The organism is Pelotomaculum propionicicum, assembly GCF_048984525.1.
Taxonomy (GTDB): Bacteria; Bacillota; Desulfotomaculia; order Desulfotomaculales; family Pelotomaculaceae; genus Syntrophopropionicum; species Syntrophopropionicum propionicicum_A.
Map to the genome: position 1 here is coordinate 1 of NZ_JBMGJC010000001.1, position 21,345 is coordinate 21,345.

A 21,345-nucleotide genomic window follows, 5' to 3' on the forward strand; every position below is an offset into this window, starting at 1 on the left:
GTGAGAAAGGTGTGACCCCGTTCCTTCCAATCGGGGTCATACCTCATGTGCAGGAATGCTTGTGAGAAAGGTGTGACCCCGTTCCTTCCAATCGGGGTCATACCTCATGTGCAGGAATGCTTGGTGAGAAAGGTGTGACCCCGTTCCTTCCAATCGGGGTCATACCTCATGTGCAGGAATGCTTGTGAGAAAGGTGTGACCCCGTTCCTTCCAATCGGGGTCATACCTCATGTGCAGGAATGCTTGGTGAGAAAGGTGTGACCCCGTTCCTTTATACAGGGAAATAATTCTCCAGCCAGTTGAAAAAGGCTGACCAGACTTCATGGTAATGACCGCTGAACTGGTGGTCGGCGCCGGAAATAATTTTTATGGTTTTGGGACCTCCTGCTGCCTTGTATATATTTTCAGCATTTGATAAAGGGACGACATCGTCAGCCTCACCGTGCACCACGAGCAGCGGGCGGGGTGATATCAATGAGGCGCAGCGCGCTGCATTATGAATTTTTAAATCCTCGAAAAAACTATTTTTTACTAAAACGGTCCCGCTCTGTCCTGACAACGGCACGAGGCCGTTTTCATGAGCCGGGTCAACTTTCAGGCGTTCTGAGAAAAGCTTGAACGGTTCAGCGGGCGCGGACCAGCAGCTTACCCCGGCTGTTCTTTTGTCAGTCCCTCCCAGGCATAAAACAGCACTCCCGCCAAAACTGCGTCCCACAATAATTATAGACTTATATCCGAGATCAAGACAGAGGTCAACGGAACATTTAACATCGTTGATATGGCCGGATAGGCTGATGTCGGAAAAACTGCCCTCGCTTTCTCCACAGCCGCTGAAATCAAAAAGAAGTGTCGAATAGCCCCTTTCCCCAAGCTCTTCAGCCATAACCAGGGCTTTGCCGCCGCCTTCTTTACTGCCGGTAAAACCGTGGCATACAATAACTATCGTGCCGGGTTCCGGACCGGTGTATAACAGACCGGCCAGATTTAACCCCCTGTCGTTAGAAAAAGTTAACTCTCTCCATTTGTAAGTACCGCTCAATCGAACACCTCCGAGTAAAATAGATTTTAAGATAATGTTTTTTTATATGTAAAGAATGTTAAAATAATGTTGTAAAAAGTCAAAGCGAGGTGGCAGAATATTGAATCTCAGTGAAATTATAAGGGAGAGGCGCAGCATACGCAAGTACCTTGACCGCGATATCCCGCGTGAGGTATTAAGTGAACTGCTTGAGGACGCTCTCTGGGCGCCTTCGGGCACTAACAGGCAGAATTGGGATATCTATGTCGTAAAAGGTGAGAAGAAAGACAAACTTCTTGATAGCGTGAAGCTGGCCGGTGAAATATTTGAGCCCAAATTAAAAACGTTGTTCCCTGAAAAAATGGTCAAAATTACTTTGAATTTTTTCAAGAACCTGGGCGGAGCCCCGGTACTGCTGCTGGTTTACATGCCAAAAATATCCTATGAAATAAGAGAGGATATGAGCTCTTTAGAAAAGTACCAGGTTGAGCACGGTCGTTTTACTAATACACTCAGCGCGGCTGCTTTAATCCAAAACATACTCCTGCTGGCTAAGGAGAGGGGACTGGGCACCTGCTGGATGACGGCGCCGAAGAACGCTGAGGACCAGATCAACGAGGAGATGGGGATCACAGACAAGGAGCTGGTCTCAATAATCCCCATAGGTTACCCTGATCAGGACCCGCCCGCTCCGCCCAGAAAAGGCGAAAAAATCCACTGGATAGGCTGCTGAACACAATAACTTAATAACTTAGGTACCGGGTACCGTAAAAGGAGATCGACATGAGTGATTATTTAATAAGGGGTGTCGGCGCCAATAACCAATTCCGTGTTTTTGCCGCCACTACTACTGATCTGGTTGAGGAAGCCAGGCGCAGGCATGATACCTGGCCTGTAACAAGCGCGGCACTGGGCCGGGCTTTAACCGCGGGGTTGCTCCTGGGCGCCAACCTGAAAGGCGACGACCTGTTGACCCTGCGGATTTTCGGGGACGGGCCGGCAGGAGCTATAGTGGTTACCGCCAATGCGTCTGGAGAGGCCAGGGGATATGTCCAGGAACCTCATGTCGACCTGCCCTGCACGGTGGAAGGCAAACTGCCGGTTGGTGTCGCGGTGGGTAAGGGTTATCTTCATGTCACCAAAGATATGGGTCTGAAAGAACCATTTACCGGCAGTATTGAACTGGAGTCAGGGGAAATAGGCGAGGACGTGGCCCGGTACCTTCTGACCTCGGAACAGACCCCTTCAGCTGTAGCGCTGGGCGTTCTGGTTGCTCCCGACTGTAAGGTTAAAGCCTCAGGCGGTGTAATGATCCAGCTGTTTCCGGATGCGGAAGAAGATGTGCTGCTCCACATAGAGAAAAGCCTTAAAGAGATGTATCCTGTGAGCACCCTGGTCGACCTTGGAAAGACGCCGGAAGAAATTGTGGCGCTGGCGGTAGGGGATCTGCAAGTGCGCTTCCTGGAGAAAACACCGCTCAAATTTAAATGCGGCTGCTCCAGGGAAAAGGTCAAGGATATCCTTGCGGCGATGGGGAAGGATGAGATTGTTAAGATCTATCAGGAACAGGATAAAGCTGAGGTCCGTTGCCATTTTTGCGGTGAAATATACAATTTTGACGCGGGTGAATTAAAAATGATGATAAATGATCTATAATTTATCTTTATTTATAGCCAGGCATTAATAATAATATTTGATTGTAAACATGAAGGATATTTATATTATAACTTGAATAGAATCAGCATTGGACAAAACAGTGAAAGGAAGATACTATGAGCAGTAAGCTGCTTGACTGCAGGGGCCTGGCCTGCCCGCAGCCGGTTATTGAAACTAAAAAGGCCGTTGAAGCAGGAAATGATAATAATATCCTGGTTATTGTAGATAATGCCGCTGCCCGCGAAAATGTTTCACGGTTTGCCGCAAATGCAGGCTGCAAGGTTGATATTAAAGAAAAAGATGGTTTCTTCCACCTGGAAATAACAGTTCCGGAACGAAATATTATAAAGACTGGGGACCAGGCTGGGGCTAAGACCGAAACGCCGCAAACAGCCGGAAACGTATATTTTATTGCTACAAACAGCCTGGGGCAGGGCTCTCCCGACCTGGGCGAAGTCTTGATGAAAAGCCTGATGGTAACTCTCACGCAGCAGGATCCTCCAGCGGCGCTGTTATTCCTGAACACCGGCGTCTACCTGGCAGTTGAAGGTTCGCCGGTTTTGGAACAGCTTCAGGCGCTTGCCGGAAAGGGTACGGAAATACTAGTATGCGGAACCTGTCTTAATTACTACAAGTTAAACGATAAACTCGCGGTAGGCACTGTTTCAAACATGCTGGATATCAACACCAGGCTCACAGGGCCTTATAAAGTAATTTCCATAGGATAATAGGTCGTGGTGCGACAGTGGGGACGGTTCTCGCTGTCGCATTAAATGAACAATTGTATACTCATTCGTACTAATGTGTGATAGCAGAATAATTTATAACATTGCAAGGGCCGGAACGCCGGTCTTTTTTGTATCTCTCTTGTGTGGTATTAATTCTTGTACTACCTGTCGCACAACTGATTTTTCCAGTGAATAAATATTTTAGACATCTTGAAATATTTGTAGAAAAAGTATATATTATATTTAGACATTTGCCTAAATAACTAATAATCAGCTGGAGGGGGTTTGCTTTTTGGTAAGCATGGTGTTTAAAGCCCTGGCTGACCCCACACGCCGAAAAATACTAAGGCTTTTGCAAAAAAAGGACATGACTGCCGGGGAAATAGCAGACCAATTTAATATTTCAAAGCCAAGCATTTCACACCACCTTAATATTTTAAAGCAGTCAGGTCTGGTGCTGGATGAACGCAGGGGACAATTCATATCATATTCTTTAAATATGACTGTATTTCAGGAGATAATGAGCTGGTTTTCTGAGATATCAGGCAGAAAGGAGGATTAACATGGAACAAAGAGAGACAAGGTCGGGATTTGGGAAGAACATATTGTCCGAATTGCCGCTGATATTGCTGATTCTGGGGTCCCTGGCCGCGGGAGCATTGTTGTACGACCTGCTGCCTGAGCGGGTGCCCAGCCACTGGAATATCAGGGGGGAGATCGACGCTTATTCCTCCCGCTTCTGGGGAGCATTCGGCATCCCGCTGTTAAATGCAGGTATTTATTTTATGATGCTGGTACTGCCTTTAATCGACCCGCGCAGGGAAAACTACCTGAAGTTTGCAGGGGCTTACCGTGTTTTCAGGGCGGTGTTCGTTGTTTTTATGACCGGAGTCTACTTGTTGGTACTGGCAAGCGCCTTTGGCTACAGTGTCCCCGTGGACAGGGCGGTGATGGCGGGTATATCCGTAATGTTCATCATTCTGGGCAACTATATGGGACAAATAAGACATAACTATTTTGTCGGATTCAAGACACCCTGGACTCTGGCAAATGAACAGGTATGGCAAAAAACACACCGCCTCGGCGGGAGGTTATGGGTGGCGGCGGGCTTGATTGGGCTGGTCGCGGCCCTATTCGGAGGAACCTGGGGAGGGATCCTGCTGGGAATATCTATTGGCGTGGCGGCCATAATACCGATGGTTTATTCCTATGTTGAGTTTAAAAAGCTGCAGAATTAAACATTAAAACACATATCACAAGATTAAAAATCCTGTTAATCCTGTGAAATTGTTCATTTTTTTAAACTACCCATAAACAATCGATCCAAATACAACCACTTTACCGGGAACACATGTTCGTATTATAATAGGATTAGAACATGTGTTTGGTAGGTGGTTTTTTTGCGCTGTCCGATCCTGCTGGCAGATATGAATTCTTTTTTTGCCAGCGTGCACCAGGCTATGGAACCCCGTCTCAGAGGGAAGCCGGTTATCGTCGGCGGCGACCCGGCCAAGCGCCACGGTATAGTCCTGGCTGCTTCCTACGAGGCAAAGGCCTTCGGGGTAAAGACGGGCATGGCTGTGTGGGAGGCCCGGAGCCTCTGTCCTGAGGGCATTTTCATTAAACCCGGGCACAGCCACTATGTTAATTTTTCTGCCCGGATTGTCAGGATCATGAAAGATTTCAGCCCGCTGGTAGAGCCTTTTTCCATCGATGAAGCCTTTATGGACCTGTCCGGGTGCGGCCACCTTTTCGGTTCATCTCTTGATATCGCGCTGAAGCTGAAGAAAAGGATTAAAGATGAGGTAGGCGTTATGTGCAGCGTCGGGGTGGGTCCCAATAAACTCCTGGCTAAAATGGCGGCCGGCATGCAGAAGCCGGATGGGCTTACGGTCCTCGACCTTACCGATGTGCCGGATAAAATGTGGCCTCTCCCGGTCAGGGAGCTTTTTGGGGTAGGCTCGCGCCTGGAGAAGAGAATGCGTGACTTAAACATCCACACCATCGGAGAGCTTGCCTGCTATCCTCTGCCGGTGCTGCGCAAACGGTTCGGCCTCCTTGGCCATGTACTGTACCTGTCCGCCAACGGTATCGACTACAGCCCCGTAGACCCGCGTTCCCTGGAGAAGGTCAAGTCTATCGGGCATCAGATCACCCTCCCCAGGGACTACCGTGGTTATGGCCGGATAGAGGTGGTCATCCTGGAGCTGTGTGAAATTGTGTGCAGGCGGGTGCGCCTGGGCGGGTACGTGGGCAGGACGGTACACCTTACCCTGAAGGATGTTGAGTTTTTGTGGATGTCCCGCTCACACAGCGTAAACTTTCCAACAGCCTCCGCCAATGATATCTACAGAGTGGCCGTGGAACTGCTGCGCCGGCATTGGCCGGAGTGGAAACCGGTCAGGATGGTCGGCGTGTCCCTGGCCGGGCTGGTCAAAAACACCTCGGAGCAGGTAGACCTGTTCGGGGAGTCGGAGAAAGCCCGCCTTCTGCATGCCGCTTGTGACCGGATCAAGGACCGCTTTGGCGAACAGAGCATTCTAAGGGCCATATCGCTCACCCCGGACGGCGTTTTCCGCGACCGGGACGGAGGAGGCAGCCATGTCTAACATCCATGACTACTACCGGAAAAATTTTCTTTACGAGGGCCACCGGATGATGCTGCCGGAACTGCGGGACAGGGTTGCTCACACCTGCCCCCAGTGCAAATATTACATCCTGATTGCCGGAAAAACCGAGGTCAGGACGGGCTGCGCCGCGCTCATTCCCCAATATGCGGGCAGGGTAAAGCGGGTGCCGGCAAAACTTGATGTGAAAGAAATATTAAAGGAAGTGGGCAGGGACGGCCTGGAGCGGGTCCTGGCCGGGCCCGGACACCACCGCCAGGCCTGCGGCCTGTTTCATCCCAAAAAATAAAATGTGCTGTTCTTAAACGGCCATTATACATTCAAAAGCATACATTAAAAATAATAGTTAATTTTTTTAGTAAAGGAGGGAAAGTATATTGACCATAATTGTACTCGATCCCGGTCACGGCGGTTCAGATCCCGGCGCTGTGGGATCGGGGCTTCAGGAAAAAGAACTGACCCTGGACATCGCCGCCAAGACTCGTGACGCTCTGGCTTCCTACGACGCTGATGTCTATATGACCAGGGATTCCGATATAGACTTTGAGCCGGATGAGCGGGCTGATCTGGCCAACAGGCTCGGCGCCGCTTATTTTCTCTCGATCCACATCAATGCCGGCGGCGGGACTGGTTTTGAAAGCTATGTCCATACTAACGCCGTTGACAGGTCGCTGGCGCTGCGGGATATCGTCCATAACCGGCTAAGCAGTTTTTACAGCTCGGCAGGATTTCCGGACAGGGGGGGGAAGAGCGCCAACTTTGCTGTGCTGCGCCTGACCGAGATGCCGGCAGCCCTCCTGGAGAACCTGTTTATTGACACGCCTGGTGACGCTGCCAGGCTGGCTGACCCGGCTTTCAGAGTGCAGATAGCCGGTGCTATTTCAGCCGGCTTGGTCCAGGCGCTTGGATTAAAACCAGTTTCCGGGGGAGAGCAGGCAGAGGAGATCAACAAACTGAAAAGCGACGGCTTGATTGCCTCTGGTCACGGACCTGCCGAGGATATCACATGGGGGACGTTTGCGGCTGTAATAAACCGGTATAGAGGAAAAAGTTCCCTTTCCGGCCAGTGGGATCCCGCCGGTGAGGTAGCAAAATTAAAAGTTGACGGGCTGATCTTTTCCGATCGCGATGAGGGGGGAGAAGTGCCCTGGGGAGAATTTGCCTCGGTATTGAACCGGCTGCGCGGCAGGGGCAGCACCAGCCCTTGGGATCCGGCGGCGGAAATTCAGAAATTATGGGCCGACAGCCTGGTCAGTACCGTTCATGATCCGGCTGAAAAGGTTAACTGGGGCCATTTTGCCGCGGTGTTAAACGCGATAAGGGGAAGGTAAATATTTACTTGGATTAAAGCGGTACCAGCTTGAGTTTCCCGCAGGCAGCCAGCCTGTCGTCCTTGATCACTACCGCGCCGGTGACTCCTTCGATCCCGGCGGCAAATTCCGCGGCTTTCTGCACGTCGTCTTTTGTCTGCACCTGGTTGCCCGCTGCTGTTGCCACCGCGTCAGCCAGTATGGCTGACGGGGCCAGGATCACAACCGCGTCAGCTCTGCCCAGGCTCAGGGAAGGCCCTACCGTCCCGGAAGAAGTGCAGACCCCCAGAGGGGTGTCCTCCGGCCTGATCGAAAGGGCGAGCCGGTTTGACAGGGGGGATCTGCCGGCAAAAATTCCGATCGTACGCTGCCTGGCACTGCGTATGTATATATCGCCGCCGTTTTCCACTATGACGTCCCTGGAGCGCCTGGCCAGCGCCGACCCTATGTATTGGGCGAAAGCACCGGCCACGGCGGCCATCGGCCCTACACCGGCCAGGCGGGAAGCGTCAGCCATGTCAACCGCTATTTGCGGCGCGCCTGGTTTTAAAGTACATGGTACAAGAGAATGAAGAAAAGCGTGATCCTCCTCGATGTATTTTTCGAGGAGTTCACGCTGTTTACAGACCATTTCCTGTACCCACCTGGCCACATCAGGAGAAAACCTCTCCCTGCGTACACCTATGTCCAGGTCGGTCTGGTTTACAACCACTTGAAAGTGAAAAAGGTCGTCCTGCCGGAACTGCTCCCGGTACGATCTTTCCGTGTAGTCCAATTTAGAACCTGACCTCCATGGCTTTTACCGGGCATATTTTAACGCATATCTGACATACAATGCAGTTGTCGCTTTCAAACTTCACTTCCATTGAGGGCCTTTCCATGTACAGAGCGCCGCTGGGGCAGATATCGGTGCAGGCGCCGCAGCTTGTGCATTTTTCCTCGTTCCTGAATACTTCTTCAGCAAGGGGCTGCACGCGGACGCCCTGTTTTTTCAAATAATCAAGTCCAAGGTCGTATTTTTCACCTGTAAGCTCCAGCACCATTGTGCCTTCTTTATTCTGGTCAACGTTGGCTTTGAGAATATTTATTACCAAATCGAAGTCCCTGGCGAGCCGGTAGATTATCGGCCTGTCAGCTATATCTTTCCCAAATCGCAGAATTATTTTTTTGGGTGACAAATATTTCACTCCTCTCTTTATTTAATCTCCAGTGTTTTTGCCGTTATGTTGTCCTTATATGAAGGCAGCAGTTTCACCGGCTCTGTCAGGAGAAAATCGCCCTGCAGGATCCAGTTTTTCAAAATGCCGGCTATCTCCCTGGCCCTGGGATAACTGGACAGGGGAGCGGTGGGGATTTCCCTGCCTTTTACTGTAATTTTGCCTGATTTCAACTCGGCGTAGCTGACATAGCCAAGGTTGCCGGGAACACGCTGGCCGTACGCTTCACTGTAATCGACGACAGGAGCGTAAAGCTCTCTGTCGGTTACCGCGGTGCAGCGCAAAATCTCTTCATTCAATATGGGAATGGGGATGCCCAGGCCCACCGTCAGAGTGGCGCCGTATCCGAGAAAGCTTGTTCCAACCAACCAGTTGGGCTTCATCTGCTTGAGGTCTCCGATTACGGACAGGGTTCCTCCGGCCGGCCCGTAGCTTTTGCCTTCAGCGTCTGTCTGGATACCGGGGAAATGCTGGGTGCCGTTCCAGGCGACATAGCCGACGCCGCCGCCTAAAAATATTTTTGTGCCTATGCCGATAGTCATGAAATACGGGTCATTCAGCAGCGGGCTAAGCTGCCCGGCGCTGCTGTAATGGGCATTGCCAAGGTCGGGCTTGAGCAAGCCCATGTAAGTGTATATGGTCCTGTCGCTGAGGTTGACTGCGCAGTTGTAATTCTGGTAGGCGTTCCTCGGGTTAAAAAGAGTAGCCTCATTAATATCGTCCAGGGTGATGACGGTCTCTATCTCCTGCCTGGGATAACAGTCGGTGCCGTAAGAGATCGTTTCCAGGCAGACCGGCTTGCGGGCGACCAGGTCATGTATCACATGGCCCCCGCCGTAACGGAATTCACCCGGGTAATTGTTGTTGCACGGGTCGTCCTCTGGCAGTTCCGTCGCTCCCAGGTATGCGTCTACCGCTGCTATGCCGGTGTATGCCTGGACGCCGTTAAGCCAGAGCTTCTGCATCCTGATCCTCGGTTTTGAGTGGCCGAAGTTCAAAAAAACCCCGGATGAACACATGGCGCCAAAAGTACCGGTGGTTACCACGTCTACACTCCGGGCTGCCTCGGTAACGCCTTTTTCCTCTACCAGGGAAATAATTTCCTCGGCGGTGAGTACCACAGCCCTGCCGGACTTAATCTTTTCATTAATCTCGGCATAGGTTTTCTCAATTGCCATTTTCAAGTATCCCTCCCGTGTATAGTGCTCTGGCGCTGACGATAAATTTAAGGCCCCTTCCAACAAGAAGAGGCCGGCAATAATCACCGCTTTTCCCCTTATCTGCCAGAAATAATATCCTGCAGGAATTAGCACCTTTTTGGGTGGCATTTAACCCCCAACGGTTGCCGGGCTTCATTGGGCCAGTCCCTCCGCCGCTCCGGATAAGAGCACTTTTTATATATTTATTGTGTCTTAGTGTACCAATAGTCTTTTTCTCTGTCAACAGTTTAAGATATTGTTTCATCAAAAGTTTTTAACCAACTGGAACAGAGGGGGCTTGAAAGATAACAAACGCGTGTTTACAATAAAGGGCTATAAAGGAATTGAAAAAGCGGTGGTAGAATATAAAAACAAGTTAATCAAATTTAAACCGGGGTAGAACCATGTATACCAGGATTGGCAGTAGAATCAGAAAGGCCAGGATCGACCGGGGTTTTTCCCAGCATGATTTGGGTATCGCTCTTGGCTTGACCGCCACCGCCATTAATTATTATGAAAAAGGGAAACGAAAAATCAGCATAGAGGATATATACAGGCTGGCCGCAGTTTTAAAAAAGCCTGTGGCATATTTTTTAAATAATCCCAACCAATTAAATAGTAAAAATACAGCTAAAATTAGTAAACCTGTAAAAAATTCTAAAAATTTTGTCGGAATTCCGGTAGTGGGCACCATACGTGCCGGCGAAGCTCTTTTTTCAGAGCAAAACCACCTGGGATATTTACCCGTACCGGGGGAGAAGGCCGGTGAAGTAACTTTTGCCCTTAAAGTAAAAGGCAATTCTATGGATGGCAAAGGGATATGTGACGGAGACTTGGTTTTAATCAAGCGTCAAAGCACACTTGATTTTAACGGGCAGATCGTATGTGCCCTGATTAACGGGGTTGAAAACACTCTAAAGATGTGTTTTAAAGAAGAAGGCAAAATAAAACTAAGGTCTGCGAATCCCTCATATCCCGATATTGAACTTGATAATGAACGACATATCGTGATCCAGGGTGTTTACGCGGGCGTTTTTAAATTTCCATAAAGCGAAATTATTAATTTACAGCGCTTTTTTCTCGGCGTAAACAGGCTCTATTTCATCTGTCTCCGGCCTGTCAGGACGGATATGAAAGTGGTTGTGCTGGATTTTTATTGAATGAGCTGTGCCGCAAAAGGGGCAATTTTTACTTTCGCCGTCTTTAAATCTTATTTCGCCGATATGCCTGCCGCAGCAGGTCACTTCTATGCTGATGATTTTACCGCTGTTATGGAAGTTAACCCGGTAGTCATTGACCTTACCTTTATTTTGGTAGTTCATGACTGACATCACCTCTTTATATTTATTGATTGATCCAAATATAGCATCTGATTGGAACGGAGGCAACCCCTGTTTAAACCATTTTTAGGCCAAAAAAAGAGACCTTTACAAGGTCTCTTTCAACAGGAAGTATTCTCTTCATCTTCGGAGACACAGGATTTAGGGCAGGACAGTTCGTCTTCCGAACAGATGTTGTCTTCTTCTTCCAGGGGAGGCGCCAGAGTTTCAGGGCTTATTTTTTCCTTCTTGCGAGAACTTGAACTCATGAAAATTCCTCCTTATTCGTTTTTCAAAATATTATTGTCAGGTTACACTTGAGATATGCAGATCGCGGGAAACTATTTGTCATTTTTCACGACTGCGTTTTCTTTAAAGAAAAATGAGATCGCGTATATGCCTGCAAGCCCGACAATAGTATAAATTACCCTGCTTAAACCGGATGACGACCTTAGGACGTCACCTCCGAACAGTGCTGTAACCAGGTCCCATTCAAAAAGCCCTACCAGCAGCCAGTTCAGTGCTCCAATAATTATGAGCGCCAGGGCTAATCTTGACAACCATTCCATGCATGACACCTCCCTGATTTTAAGATAACCTTATTATGTTAATAAAATTGATTTGTTATACGAATACCGCATTTAAAAAGTTCAAAAAATAAAATATTAGCCGAATAGTAAATAAATGCCTTATTTTTATTGTAACCTGTATAAAATTAATTAAACGTAATCAGATTAAACAAAAGGTTCTCTTATAAAATCGACAAGAAGGATGCGGCTTAATTATGTCGAAGGTAATATGTGGCTTAAATACAAGTGATGTGAAATTGGTGGAGGACATGAAAAAATACCCGCTGACTATTTTTTTTCCCTGTTATAATGAAGAGCAAAATGTTGAAAGAGTAACTTGCGACGCTTTAGCCGCTGCAAGCAAGGTGTCCGATGATTATGAAATAATAATTGTAAATGATGGAAGCAAAGACCGTACTGCTGAAATTGCCGATGAACTGGCTAAAAAGTACCCACAGGTGCGTGCAATACACCACGAAGTCAATAAAGGCTATGGCGCGGCTCTGCAAACAGGATTTAAAAATGCCAGAAAGGAGCTTGTTTTTTATACAGACGGTGACGGGCAGTTTAAAATAGAAGAAATAAAAAAACTTCTGCCTCATATTGAAAAGTATGATATTGTTTCCGGCTACCGGATCAGCAGGCAGGACCCCATGCACCGAAAGGTTAACGCCTTTTTGTGGGGCGCCATGGTAAATATGCTTTTTAAATTTAATGTTTCGGATGTGGACTCTGCTTTTAAACTGTACAGAAGGAAGATATTTGACGAAATCGCCCTTACCGCTCAAGGCGCGCTTATTGATACCGAGATACTGGCTAAGGCAAAGTCAAAAGGCTATACTATTACCGAGGTTGGCGTCAACCATTATCCCAGGGTGGCCGGGAGTCAGACCGGCGCAAAACTGTCTGTCATTGTTAAGGCGTTTATCGAGCTTTATAAATTAAGAAAACAGCTTTAACTATGGCATAAAAAAAGAAAGACTGATGGAAGATCTATGACAAGGAGTTTATATGGAAAACGTTTTGCAGTTGTTTAAATTCGCGGCTGTCGGTTGTGTAAACACGCTGATAGACTGGGCTGTATATTTTGTTATACTTAAAATATTTCCTGCCGAGAGCGCGGTTTTCTACGCCGCCGCCAAAGGGTTCAGTTATTTTTGCGGTATAATAAACAGCTTTTTTTTAAATAGGTTCTGGACCTTCAAGGACAGCCTGCGTGAAAACGAGGGAGGCAGGTTCACCAAATTTTTACTGGTAAACCTGGTCGGCCTGGGCTTTAACAGTGGTTCACTCTACATATTCCTTAATTTAGAATTAAAACAAACCATGGCCCTGTTTTTCGCCACATTCATAACTTTTTCATTCAATTTCGTCCTGAATAAGCTGTGGGTCTTTCGCAAGGGCAAAATGGTTGCCAAGACTTCTGGGGGTTAAATGATTATTTCAGAGGACATCAAACGGGTCGGTTACCTTTACTTTTTAAATAAATTCCTTATTATTTTTTTGGTTTTTATAACGCGGGATGTGCTCAACCCTTTTCTCCCCGCGGCTGTCGATAACCTGCATCCGAATGTTTTGCTTGACTCGCTGCTCCACTGGGACGCGGGGTGGTTTTTGAGAATAGCGGGGCAGGGGTATGACTATGACAGCGCTCCTTTTTTCCCCATGTTCCCTTTTCTGATCAGGTCGCTGACCCTGCTGACAAACAGCAATATCATATCAGGATTTTTGATCTCAAACACCGCTCTTTTAATAGCATGCTGCTATCTTTACCGCATGGTAAAAAATGACCACAATGAAGAAATCGCTATGACCTCGGTTTTTGCTTTGCTGTTTTTCCCCACGGCCATATTTTTTTCCTCGGTTTATTCCGAACCGCTGTTACTGGCTTTTTCACTGGCAGCATTTTATTACGCCAGGCAGGATAAATTCATCACGGCCGCGGTTTTAGGCGCACTGGCGGCCCTTACAAGAAACCTGGGTGTTATTACTTTTTTCGCCCTCCTATATTATTTTTATGAAGCAAACGGCCGCAGGCTTGATTTTAAAAAAACGGCGACACTGCTCATAATTCCGGCATCATTATTAATATTTATGGCTGTTCTATGGAAGGCTACCGGGGACCCCCTGGCTTTCGCCACTTCCTTGAACAGGGAATACTGGGGATTCCGCCATTTTGAGTATCCCGGGGCGGGGCAGTTTACAAATATATCTTTATTTTTTACCGACAGTATCTTTTACTGCCTTTTTGAATCAGGCATGGCTATACTTTTTTTATTCCTCATCATAAGGAGCTTTAGTTATGTTAAAGACAAGTCCTTCCTGATATTTATGGTCCTGGGCTTTTTAATCCCTTTCTCGTCCGTCGTAGACAACATGCCTCTGGGGATGCCCAGGTATGTTATTGTTTTATTCCCAGGGTACATCACCCTTGCCCACATCCTGCATAAACACGGGCTGGTGCAGGTCTATTCGATAATTTCCGTCTTTGTCTTTTCTGTGATCACGGTACTTTTCACGGTAGGCCGCTGGATCAGCTGATATGAGACATGTGACGTGAGAAGTGAGACGTGAGAATTGCATGAAGGTCTTCAATACCATAATAATAGGTACTTTTAAGGCTTAAATAGCATACCTTCGTCGTCATAAATAAGTATTATTGTTATGCACTAAAAAATAAAGACCATTAAGGAATGCAGAATATACACATGTCCCACGTCTCATTTCTCACGACTAATACGGGGTGTTTGCAGTGACATCAATACGCCCGATACTGTATGCGTTTTTGTTTTTAATCACTTTTATTTCTTCCGCTGTCTTTTACTATTGTGAATTTGAACAAAAAAGCTTCATGGATGCAGTTTGGCTTACCATGAGCTCAGTCACCACCACCGGTTACAATGACGTAATGCCTGTTACCAAGACCGGCAGGATTATAACAATACTTCTATCGGTCCTGGGATTCGGTTTTCTGACATTTGTGCTGAGCACGTTTTTGACAGGTATGGTGGAGGGAAGGATTTCAGGCGTTTGGGGGAAGAGAAAGATGGCAAGGGAGATTGCAAAATTAATAAACCATATTATAGTTTGCGGCGCAGGCAGAGTAGGGCGGGAAGTGGTTTCTGAGCTTCTCCAGGAAAAACAACAGTTCGTGGTAATTGAAAAAGACCCTGCCCGGCTGGCTGAACTGCGGGAAGAAGGGGTATTGTTTATCGCGGGGGACGCTACAGAGGACAGGAACCTCCTTGCGGCGGGAATAAACAAAGCCAGGGGGGTTATTACCACTCTGGCTGACGATGCGGGAAACCTGATGATTATAATTACCTGCAAAGATTTTAATCCTGCCGCCCACGTCGTTACCAGGGCCAACCGCCCCGAATCCATTGTAAGGCTTAAAAGGGCCGGCGCCGATACCGTGGTTTGCCCTTCCGCCATAGCGGGGAACAGGATGGCCCTGGCTTCAACAAAACCAACAAGTGTAGCCGTGGTTGAAACAATTGTGGAAGACCGCAATAACAACCTCAACCTGGAGGAACTGGTTATAAGCGAACATTCAACGTTAGTTGGCAAAGAAATAAGGGAATCCCGCCTCAGGAAAGATCATGGCATTTTAGTCCTGGCCATAAAACGTAATGGCAGTAATATCATCAACCCCGAGCCAACAGAAAAATATTTGGCGGGGGACCTCCTGGTGCTTTGCGGGATGGCTGAACAGCTGGCAAAGGTGGAAACCGTCATTACCGGCGGGTAAATTGAGACGTGAGTCGTGAGACGTGAGAAATGTAGGTTTGGCTTCAGCCGAACAAAGGCCGGATAAACTCCCAAAAATAACGGGTATACACCAAATTGAATACAGGATATTCTCAAGACGCACGGCCCAAGTCCCACGACCCAAATGCCACACCGTAAAGACTTTGTCTGCAGCCTGATAAGACCTGTTATTTAAATGACAGGTCTTCTTTAATACCCGCAAAAAGTACTGTAAATGGTCTAATCAGCTTCAGACGCTGAACATTTATTCCCCGCTATAGTCCGGAGGGAATTTGCAATATCCCTGGCGTAAAAAATAAATGGAAGTGTCAGGACAGCGGATATTAACAACAATGCACCCATCTCAGAGCCGTCATTATCCTTGTTTAACATTATTTCACCTCTATGATCAATAATCGTATTATTATTCTTGCTGATTTTAGTTGTATTAATCTATGTATATTTTGCCGGCCTGTCCACTTATTTATCAGCCGTAACCCAAATCAGCCGCGCCACATAGGATATAGAATAATGTAACGGAAAGGGATTGAAAATGAGTTCATACCTGGAAGCAATAACGACTCTGGGTTACGGGAATATGCACCCGGGCGGGTTTTCCCATTCGATAAAGATATTGAGCGGTATACCTATATCTGAAAAAAGCGTGGTGCTGGATATCGGCTGCGGAACCGGCAGGACCGCCTGTTACCTTTCAAAAACACGTGGGGCATATGTATTTGGCCTGGATAAATCAGTGCAGATGATTGAAAAAGCGAACTCAAGAAACCTCCGGGAGGGGACCGACGTAAATTTTATGCTTGGCGATGCCCTTGATATGCCGTTTCGCGACGAAGTCGCAGATATTGTCCTGATCGAATCCCTGCTGATATTTTTACCGGCTGAGGAGGCACTGAAAGAATGCCGGCGGGTCCTTAAACCCGGAGGTGTTATAATAGATATAGAAATGACGGCTAACAGGTCGCTGCCTGAATATGCCCGGCAGCAATTAAAAACTGTCTGCGGCCTGCCAAAAATCCTGTCATTGGAGGAGTATGCGGAGCTTTATGAAAGTGTTGGTTTTAAAAAAATAAGTGCTGTAAGGAGCAATCTGCCGGGTCCTCTGGACAATTTTAAGGAAATGCTGTATATAGACAGAAACAGGATCGTATCAAAAGAAAAAATGAACCCTGAATATGTAAAAACACTTTTGCTATACAGGTTATTGATCCTTGCCAACCGTAAACATCTTGAGTTCGGCACATTTATATATAAGAAAAGCTGAAAAAAGTAATAAAACCGCCCCAGCTTTACCGGCTGAACTGAATCTTCTTTCCTTGACTTTTGGCACAAAAGAAGTTAAAATTCTTATTACACGCATCTTACAACAACATCGGGGCGTAGCTCAGTTTGGCTAGAGCGCTACCTTGGGGTGGTAGAGGCCGCACGTTCGAGTCGTGTCGCTCCGACCAAAAATAACTTAGTAACTTAGGTACCGGGTACCTAAAAATAAAGGCTCCGTTGTAACGGAGCCTTTATTTTTAGCATCGCAAATAAAATTATAATAAGGAGGCAGTGGTTTAAATGGACGACAGAATGGAAAGGTTTATCGAAAAAGCAAAAGAGCTGGGTTCTCACGAAGCAAAGTTTATTGATCCGGCAACGGTAAAAACTGCGCCATGGGTCATCATGAAATGCAGATATGGCTGCGGCAGGTACAACACGCGCCTTTGCTGCCCTCCCCATACGCCTACATACACGGAGACGCGGGAAATAATCGACTGCTATAAAACAGCCCTGCTGGTCCACTGCAAATCATGGGATATTGTAACCCCGATCATAGCCAAGCTGGAAAAAGAAATTTTCCTGTCAGGTTATTATAAAGTGTTTGGTTTTGGGTCGGGACCATGTAAATCCTGCAGGCCCTGCAACATGGTAAAATGTATTAAACCCCAAGAAGTAAGGCCTGCAATGGAAGCATGCGGCATTGACGTATATGAAACTGTAAGGGCAAACGGGTTTCCAATTGATGTTGTCAAGGACTTTGATTGCGAACAGAATTGTTATGGTTTGTTGTTAATTGATTGACAAAATAACATGTTATTTATCTGTAAAGTAAATCAATCCGAGCAGGGCAAGAAAGGCTATAATGAACTGCAGCGCCCTTTTTTTAGCTCCCGTTGGCAATATGGCCATGTACAGCCACCTCCTGGTATATCCATATGTTTTAATAATAACATAAGTACATCTTTTAAGCGTGGAAAACAGCTCAGCAGCCTACGGGTAATTAAACCTTTAAGGCTGCTGAGTATTTTAACTGCTTTTTAATCCTATTATTTAAACCTTAAACTGCAGCGACAGCACGTTGAGCCTGTCTACCATGCGCATCATTTTTTTAGCGAGGGAATCGATGTCGTGCAGGTTTTCAGTCTGCTGCCTGGTGTCGCTGCCGGCTCCCGTGCTCTTGTTTGCTGACTTCAGCAGTTCATCAATAATTCCGTGCTGGCTTTCCATTATCTCTAATATATTAGATGACTGCATACGGGCGGCTGATGCAGCTTCCTTCACAACTTCCTTACCGGTGCGGAGAGAGTCTATAATTTTTTCAAAACTCCCTTTTACATCGCTGACAGCAGCCTGCCCGTCCGCGATCCTTTCAATATTTACATCCAGGGCATTTTCTATATCGCACCATGATGATTTTAATTCCTCAAGCTCAGCATATAAATCGTTAATGCGCCGGGTGGATTCTTCGGAAATATTGTGCATGTCTTCTGCCGTTTGGGCTAGTTCCTGGCTGCCGGCGCGCGCCGCCAGCAGCGCCGCTTTTAGCGTGAATTCAGTATTTTTTTGAGAAAGGTTCTTGAAGTAGTCTATAGACTCATTGAACTGCTCGCATTTTTCCACCAGCTGTTTTACTGATGTTTTTGTGTTTTCCAGCGAACGGTTCGATTTTTCCATACCGTCGGTTATCCTGGACATAGCTGCAGAGCCTTCTTCACCGGTCTGGACGTTTTTGTCGACTTCGTGCAGGACCTGGTTCATATATTTGGAGACTTGATTAGACTGTTCCGAAAGCTGTTCCGACAGGTTGAGAGACTGCTTCAGTATATCCACCTGTTCTTCCGAGCTGTGTTTTAATAAATCAAATGTCTGGGACAATTTGATGTTCGTCCGGTCGGAGGTCTTAAGCTGCCCCAGGATCTGCTCGGCCGACTTATTGATATCGGCGACGCTGGATTGTACCGATTGAATAAGGTTGGCCAGGTGGACGGTCATGGTGTTAAAGGACGTGGCCAGTTCTCCCAGTTCGTCTTTTTTATAGACCGGCACTTTATACGAGAAGTCGCCTGCCGCCAGCCTCTCTGTAGCCGCCGTGAGGTCCTCCAAAGGCTTCTTAAGTATCTTCTTGCTGATCAGCACAGAGAGTAAAACGCCGGCCAAGATGGCAATGATAGCGACGAGTGTGTTAAATATAATGGTGTCCTTAATATATTCATTGACGCCGGTGAGGTCTGCTCCCATCATGAAGTATCCGATGGTGGCGCCGCTTGGGTCTTTAATTGGGGAGACGAAGTCCATCACCGAACTGCCCAGGCTGTTTTCGCTGACACTTGAAATGTCGGATTTCGATGCCATGGCGCTTTTAGCAGTTTCACCGCTCACTTTCATCCCTACCTGCCTGCTGTCGGTGTGAGCAAGCACATTGCCCGCGCTGTCCAGAACCGCCGCGTAGCTGACGTCCTGGTTGGATCCTACTCTTTTGACCAGGCCGGCCAGTGATTCCGGGCTGTTGGAAACAATAAACCCACCGGCATAAGGGCTTACCGTGTGGACTACGCTCCAGTTTTTGTCCGCAAACTCTTTTTTAATAAGCGACTGATCTTTGAAAAACATCGTTAAGCCCACAGATGCTAATAAAAAAGATATTAACAGGCACAGGGCGATTGCGATTTTTGTCGTTATTGAGAGTTTGAAACCAATGCTATCAAAAATCTTCCCTATCATTTTTTTTTAAGCCTCCTGATAATTTATTAAAAATTTATTTGCCTATCATTGAATTTGAAATCGCAATTATGGCTGGGCCCAGCAGGACAATAAATATAGCCGGGAATATGAAAAACACCAGCGGAAAGATAATTTTTATAGGTGTCTTCATGGCCATTTCCTCCGAACGCTGGCGGTGTTTCTGGCGCATCTGCTCCGACTGCAGGCGCAGGACGTTGCCGATGCTGATCCCCAGTTGGTCGGCCAGGATCACCGAGCCGGTAAAGGTGGAAAGGTCGTCCACGTCAGCCCGTTTGGACATGTCCCGCAATGCGTCAATCCTGGGCTTGCCCATTTTAATTTCCTGCAGCATGGTCCTGAACTCATCGGACAGGACACCCCTGGTCTTTTCAATGACTCGCATTAACGCGCTGTCAAAACCGAGCCCAGCCTCGACACTGACCGTGAGCAGGTCGAGGACGTCAGGCAGTGTCCTTTCAATTTCACGCTTGCGCTCACTGCCTTTTGAGTTCAAATAGAGGTCAGGTAAATACCAGCCCAGCGCCAGGCCGGCGCATGCCATAAAGGTTGCCTGGGTTACGCTTTTTGACATCGCCCCGCCCAGCAGCCAGAAGAGAAAAGCAAAGCCCGCTGCCACCGCGTATTTCATAACGTAAAATTCCCTTGGAGCAATTTTCTCGCTGATGCCCGCCCGGTCTATTTTAACGCTCAGTTCCGCTTCTTTTTCTGCCGGCATAGCCCTGGTCAGAAGGCCGGTGAATTTATTTAGTGCCGGTTTCACCGCCCGGATGTATAAAGGGACTTTCAGCTCCTGATCGCGTATGGACGGTACCCTGTCGCCGACTACCTCGGTGACTCTTTTTTCAACTTCCGCCCGCCTCCTGGTTGTGATTTTATGGACTGCCAGCGTTAACAGGAATGCTGCAAAAAATACCGCTCCGACAACCGATTCCAGCATAAAAAGACCTCCTATACAGGAATATTGACAATTTTTCTGATTAAAGAAATCCCGATAAGCTGTGACATAAACGCCATGGAGACCATAACCAGTCCCATTTTACTGGTGAAGAGAGGGGTTATGTATTCGGGGTTCATAGAGTATACTGCCAGAGTCAGCAGGAATGGGAGGAGGCCGATAACAATGCCGGACATCCTGCCCTGGGCGGTAAGGGTCTTTATTTCTCCTTTAATCCTTACTCTTTCCCTGATGGTGTTGGCAATGCTGTCCAGCACTTCCGCCAGGTTGCCTCCCACCTGGCGCTGGATCAGGACCGCGGTAACCACCAGTTCAAAGTCGTTGCTGTTAATCCGGGCAGACATGTTGGCGAGCGCCTCTTCCGTGGGGGCGCCCCAATTCATCTCCTGCAGGGCGGCGCCGAATTCCTTGGCGATGGGGTCGGCCATCTCCTTACGGACCATGTCCATGGCCTGCAGGAAGCTGAAGCCGGAACGCAGGGAGTTGGCCATGATCACCAGGGCGTCGCCGATCTGGGAGTTAAATTTATTAATGCGGCGGGCTATGGCCGCGCGCAGCACGAGGCGGGGCAGGTACCAGCCTAGTACGGCGGCGATTAAGCCGATTATAGGGTTGCCGCTTATAACCATGAAGAATAGGCCGCCGCCAAGTACCAGGATCAGGCTGAAACCCAGGAACTCTTCGCCTTTCAGCGGTATGTCCGCTTTTGCCAGTTCGGCGTCAACCACAGCGGTTATTTTTTTCGCGGTAAAGAGCCTGCCGGAGAATTCCAGGACTTTTCTTCCCGCGGCCTCGTTACGGGTTTTTTCTTTGACCCCACTCATGGCGGCGCGCATTCTGCCGCTGAATATATTTTTCATCCTTGAGGACATGGCCTCGCTGCTACCGGTCTTGATCTGCCTGACGCCGAGTACGATAAGGAAAATGAACAGGAACACCAGGCACGAGATAGTATACAGGTTCATTGGTAA

At 47.8% G+C, this 21,345-nt stretch carries 25 protein-coding genes, 1 tRNA gene and 1 riboswitch; of the genes, 16 read left to right on the plus strand and 10 right to left on the minus strand.

All coding sequences use genetic code 11. From position 1 onward, the window contains the following. Positions 1-271: 271 nt before the first annotated feature. Entirely contained in the window at positions 272-1,039 is a 768-nt protein-coding gene (locus tag ACOBQJ_RS00005; protein WP_421069663.1) for an alpha/beta hydrolase, read from the minus strand. 100 nt (positions 1,040-1,139) lie between these two features. Between ACOBQJ_RS00005 and ACOBQJ_RS00010 the strand changes: the two genes are divergently transcribed. From ACOBQJ_RS00010 to ACOBQJ_RS00045, 8 genes are all read left to right on the plus strand, one after another. Further along, complete coding sequence (locus ACOBQJ_RS00010; protein WP_421069664.1) at positions 1,140-1,751, plus strand: nitroreductase family protein; 612 nt, start codon at positions 1,140-1,142, stop codon at positions 1,749-1,751. 50 nt (positions 1,752-1,801) lie between these two features. Continuing rightward, positions 1,802-2,674, plus strand: a complete 873-nt coding sequence (gene hslO, locus ACOBQJ_RS00015) for an Hsp33 family molecular chaperone HslO (protein ID WP_421069665.1) — start codon at positions 1,802-1,804, stop codon at positions 2,672-2,674. A 116-nt stretch (positions 2,675-2,790) separates the two neighbouring features. Next, on the plus strand, positions 2,791-3,402 hold the full coding sequence (gene yedF / locus ACOBQJ_RS00020; protein WP_421069666.1) for a sulfurtransferase-like selenium metabolism protein YedF: 612 nt from the start codon (positions 2,791-2,793) through the stop codon (positions 3,400-3,402). Between the two features lie 301 nt (positions 3,403-3,703). Next, on the plus strand, positions 3,704-3,964 hold the full coding sequence (locus tag ACOBQJ_RS00025) for an autorepressor SdpR family transcription factor (RefSeq protein ID WP_421070101.1): 261 nt from the start codon (positions 3,704-3,706) through the stop codon (positions 3,962-3,964). A 1-nt stretch (position 3,965) separates the two neighbouring features. Continuing rightward, on the plus strand, positions 3,966-4,640 hold the full coding sequence (locus ACOBQJ_RS00030; protein WP_421069667.1) for an SdpI family protein: 675 nt from the start codon (positions 3,966-3,968) through the stop codon (positions 4,638-4,640). Positions 4,641-4,802: 162 nt separating this feature from the next. Beyond that, a complete protein-coding gene (dinB, locus tag ACOBQJ_RS00035) occupies positions 4,803-6,011 on the plus strand; it encodes a DNA polymerase IV (RefSeq protein WP_421069668.1) in 1,209 nt (402 codons plus the stop codon). Further along, positions 6,004-6,318, plus strand: a complete 315-nt coding sequence (locus ACOBQJ_RS00040; protein WP_421069669.1) for a hypothetical protein — start codon at positions 6,004-6,006, stop codon at positions 6,316-6,318. The genes dinB and ACOBQJ_RS00040 overlap by 8 nt, the downstream gene beginning before the upstream one ends. An 88-nt stretch (positions 6,319-6,406) precedes the next feature. After that, positions 6,407-7,360, plus strand: coding sequence for an N-acetylmuramoyl-L-alanine amidase (locus tag ACOBQJ_RS00045; protein ID WP_421069670.1), 954 nt, complete (start codon positions 6,407-6,409; stop codon positions 7,358-7,360). Between the two features lie 13 nt (positions 7,361-7,373). On the opposite strand, the gene ACOBQJ_RS00050 is transcribed toward ACOBQJ_RS00045, so the two are convergent. The 3 genes from ACOBQJ_RS00050 to ACOBQJ_RS00060 are packed head-to-tail and all read right to left on the minus strand — an operon-like array spanning position 7,374 to position 9,734. Next, the gene (locus ACOBQJ_RS00050; protein ID WP_421069671.1) at positions 7,374-8,114 is read right to left on the minus strand and encodes a UPF0280 family protein; all 741 of its coding nucleotides are present in this window, start codon (positions 8,112-8,114) and stop codon (positions 7,374-7,376) included. Position 8,115: 1 nt separating this feature from the next. Next, a complete protein-coding gene (locus ACOBQJ_RS00055; RefSeq protein ID WP_421069672.1) occupies positions 8,116-8,517 on the minus strand; it encodes an NIL domain-containing protein in 402 nt (133 codons plus the stop codon). Between the two features lie 17 nt (positions 8,518-8,534). Next, positions 8,535-9,734 carry a homocysteine biosynthesis protein gene (locus tag ACOBQJ_RS00060; protein WP_421069673.1) on the minus strand — a complete coding sequence of 400 codons (1,200 nt, stop codon included), beginning with the start codon at positions 9,732-9,734 and terminating at the stop codon, positions 8,535-8,537. A gap of 95 nt (positions 9,735-9,829) precedes the next feature. Continuing rightward, a riboswitch (SAM riboswitch) is annotated at positions 9,830-9,944 on the minus strand. 215 nt (positions 9,945-10,159) lie between these two features. Between ACOBQJ_RS00060 and ACOBQJ_RS00065 the strand changes: the two genes are divergently transcribed. Beyond that, entirely contained in the window at positions 10,160-10,804 is a 645-nt protein-coding gene (locus ACOBQJ_RS00065; RefSeq protein ID WP_421069674.1) for a LexA family protein, read from the plus strand. Positions 10,805-10,819: 15 nt separating this feature from the next. Here ACOBQJ_RS00065 and ACOBQJ_RS00070 read toward each other — a convergent pair whose 3' ends face one another. The 3 genes from ACOBQJ_RS00070 to ACOBQJ_RS00080 form a co-directional block, all read right to left on the minus strand. After that, the gene (locus tag ACOBQJ_RS00070) at positions 10,820-11,077 is read right to left on the minus strand and encodes a hypothetical protein (RefSeq protein WP_421069675.1); all 258 of its coding nucleotides are present in this window, start codon (positions 11,075-11,077) and stop codon (positions 10,820-10,822) included. Positions 11,078-11,196: 119 nt separating this feature from the next. Beyond that, the gene (locus ACOBQJ_RS00075) at positions 11,197-11,343 is read right to left on the minus strand and encodes a hypothetical protein (protein ID WP_421069676.1); all 147 of its coding nucleotides are present in this window, start codon (positions 11,341-11,343) and stop codon (positions 11,197-11,199) included. Between the two features lie 72 nt (positions 11,344-11,415). Then, positions 11,416-11,643, minus strand: a complete 228-nt coding sequence (locus ACOBQJ_RS00080; RefSeq protein WP_421069677.1) for a DUF378 domain-containing protein — start codon at positions 11,641-11,643, stop codon at positions 11,416-11,418. A 215-nt stretch (positions 11,644-11,858) separates the two neighbouring features. On the opposite strand from ACOBQJ_RS00080, the gene ACOBQJ_RS00085 reads away from it, so the two are divergent. From ACOBQJ_RS00085 to ACOBQJ_RS00115, 7 genes are all read left to right on the plus strand, one after another. Next, positions 11,859-12,602 (plus strand): glycosyltransferase family 2 protein, encoded by a 744-nt coding sequence (locus ACOBQJ_RS00085; RefSeq protein ID WP_421069678.1) that lies wholly within the window; start codon positions 11,859-11,861, stop codon positions 12,600-12,602. Between the two features lie 52 nt (positions 12,603-12,654). Continuing rightward, the gene (locus ACOBQJ_RS00090; protein WP_421069679.1) at positions 12,655-13,077 is read left to right on the plus strand and encodes a GtrA family protein; all 423 of its coding nucleotides are present in this window, start codon (positions 12,655-12,657) and stop codon (positions 13,075-13,077) included. Next, positions 13,078-14,184, plus strand: coding sequence for a mannosyltransferase family protein (locus ACOBQJ_RS00095; RefSeq protein ID WP_421069680.1), 1,107 nt, complete (start codon positions 13,078-13,080; stop codon positions 14,182-14,184). It abuts the gene before it with no gap. 211 nt (positions 14,185-14,395) lie between these two features. Next, the gene (locus tag ACOBQJ_RS00100) at positions 14,396-15,394 is read left to right on the plus strand and encodes a potassium channel family protein (protein ID WP_421069681.1); all 999 of its coding nucleotides are present in this window, start codon (positions 14,396-14,398) and stop codon (positions 15,392-15,394) included. A gap of 552 nt (positions 15,395-15,946) precedes the next feature. Then, the gene (locus tag ACOBQJ_RS00105; protein WP_421069682.1) at positions 15,947-16,675 is read left to right on the plus strand and encodes a class I SAM-dependent methyltransferase; all 729 of its coding nucleotides are present in this window, start codon (positions 15,947-15,949) and stop codon (positions 16,673-16,675) included. Positions 16,676-16,784: 109 nt separating this feature from the next. Further along, positions 16,785-16,862 (plus strand) — tRNA-Pro (locus ACOBQJ_RS00110). Between the two features lie 112 nt (positions 16,863-16,974). Beyond that, a complete protein-coding gene (locus tag ACOBQJ_RS00115; RefSeq protein WP_421069683.1) occupies positions 16,975-17,478 on the plus strand; it encodes a DUF2284 domain-containing protein in 504 nt (167 codons plus the stop codon). Positions 17,479-17,727: 249 nt separating this feature from the next. Here ACOBQJ_RS00115 and ACOBQJ_RS00120 read toward each other — a convergent pair whose 3' ends face one another. From ACOBQJ_RS00120 to ACOBQJ_RS00130, 3 genes are read right to left on the minus strand one after another with little or no spacing between them, the layout of a single operon-like run. Further along, positions 17,728-19,398: a methyl-accepting chemotaxis protein gene (locus ACOBQJ_RS00120; RefSeq protein WP_421069684.1), complete on the minus strand. Its 1,671-nt coding sequence runs from the start codon at positions 19,396-19,398 to the stop codon at positions 17,728-17,730. 34 nt (positions 19,399-19,432) lie between these two features. Further along, positions 19,433-20,356, minus strand: coding sequence for a type II secretion system F family protein (locus ACOBQJ_RS00125; protein WP_421069685.1), 924 nt, complete (start codon positions 20,354-20,356; stop codon positions 19,433-19,435). Positions 20,357-20,367: 11 nt separating this feature from the next. After that, positions 20,368-21,339 carry a type II secretion system F family protein gene (locus ACOBQJ_RS00130; RefSeq protein ID WP_421069686.1) on the minus strand — a complete coding sequence of 324 codons (972 nt, stop codon included), beginning with the start codon at positions 21,337-21,339 and terminating at the stop codon, positions 20,368-20,370. Positions 21,340-21,345 lie beyond the last annotated feature (6 nt).

Coding starts and splice junctions, on each gene's coding strand:
- ACOBQJ_RS00075 (WP_421069676.1), bottom strand. CDS start 11,343: ATGAGTTCAAGTTCTCGCAAGAAGGAAAAAATAAGCCCTGAAACTCTG.
- ACOBQJ_RS00105 (WP_421069682.1), top strand. CDS start 15,947: ATGAGTTCATACCTGGAAGCAATAACGACTCTGGGTTACGGGAATATG.
- yedF (WP_421069666.1), top strand. CDS start 2,791: ATGAGCAGTAAGCTGCTTGACTGCAGGGGCCTGGCCTGCCCGCAGCCG.
- ACOBQJ_RS00090 (WP_421069679.1), top strand. CDS start 12,655: ATGGAAAACGTTTTGCAGTTGTTTAAATTCGCGGCTGTCGGTTGTGTA.
- ACOBQJ_RS00095 (WP_421069680.1), top strand. CDS start 13,078: ATGATTATTTCAGAGGACATCAAACGGGTCGGTTACCTTTACTTTTTA.
- ACOBQJ_RS00070 (WP_421069675.1), bottom strand. CDS start 11,077: ATGAACTACCAAAATAAAGGTAAGGTCAATGACTACCGGGTTAACTTC.
- ACOBQJ_RS00025 (WP_421070101.1), top strand. CDS start 3,704: ATGGTGTTTAAAGCCCTGGCTGACCCCACACGCCGAAAAATACTAAGG.
- ACOBQJ_RS00130 (WP_421069686.1), bottom strand. CDS start 21,339: ATGAACCTGTATACTATCTCGTGCCTGGTGTTCCTGTTCATTTTCCTT.
- ACOBQJ_RS00030 (WP_421069667.1), top strand. CDS start 3,966: ATGGAACAAAGAGAGACAAGGTCGGGATTTGGGAAGAACATATTGTCC.
- hslO (WP_421069665.1), top strand. CDS start 1,802: ATGAGTGATTATTTAATAAGGGGTGTCGGCGCCAATAACCAATTCCGT.
- ACOBQJ_RS00065 (WP_421069674.1), top strand. CDS start 10,160: ATGTATACCAGGATTGGCAGTAGAATCAGAAAGGCCAGGATCGACCGG.
- ACOBQJ_RS00125 (WP_421069685.1), bottom strand. CDS start 20,356: ATGCTGGAATCGGTTGTCGGAGCGGTATTTTTTGCAGCATTCCTGTTA.
- ACOBQJ_RS00080 (WP_421069677.1), bottom strand. CDS start 11,643: ATGGAATGGTTGTCAAGATTAGCCCTGGCGCTCATAATTATTGGAGCA.
- ACOBQJ_RS00060 (WP_421069673.1), bottom strand. CDS start 9,734: ATGGCAATTGAGAAAACCTATGCCGAGATTAATGAAAAGATTAAGTCC.
- ACOBQJ_RS00040 (WP_421069669.1), top strand. CDS start 6,004: ATGTCTAACATCCATGACTACTACCGGAAAAATTTTCTTTACGAGGGC.
- ACOBQJ_RS00115 (WP_421069683.1), top strand. CDS start 16,975: ATGGACGACAGAATGGAAAGGTTTATCGAAAAAGCAAAAGAGCTGGGT.
- ACOBQJ_RS00085 (WP_421069678.1), top strand. CDS start 11,859: ATGTCGAAGGTAATATGTGGCTTAAATACAAGTGATGTGAAATTGGTG.
- ACOBQJ_RS00120 (WP_421069684.1), bottom strand. CDS start 19,398: ATGATAGGGAAGATTTTTGATAGCATTGGTTTCAAACTCTCAATAACG.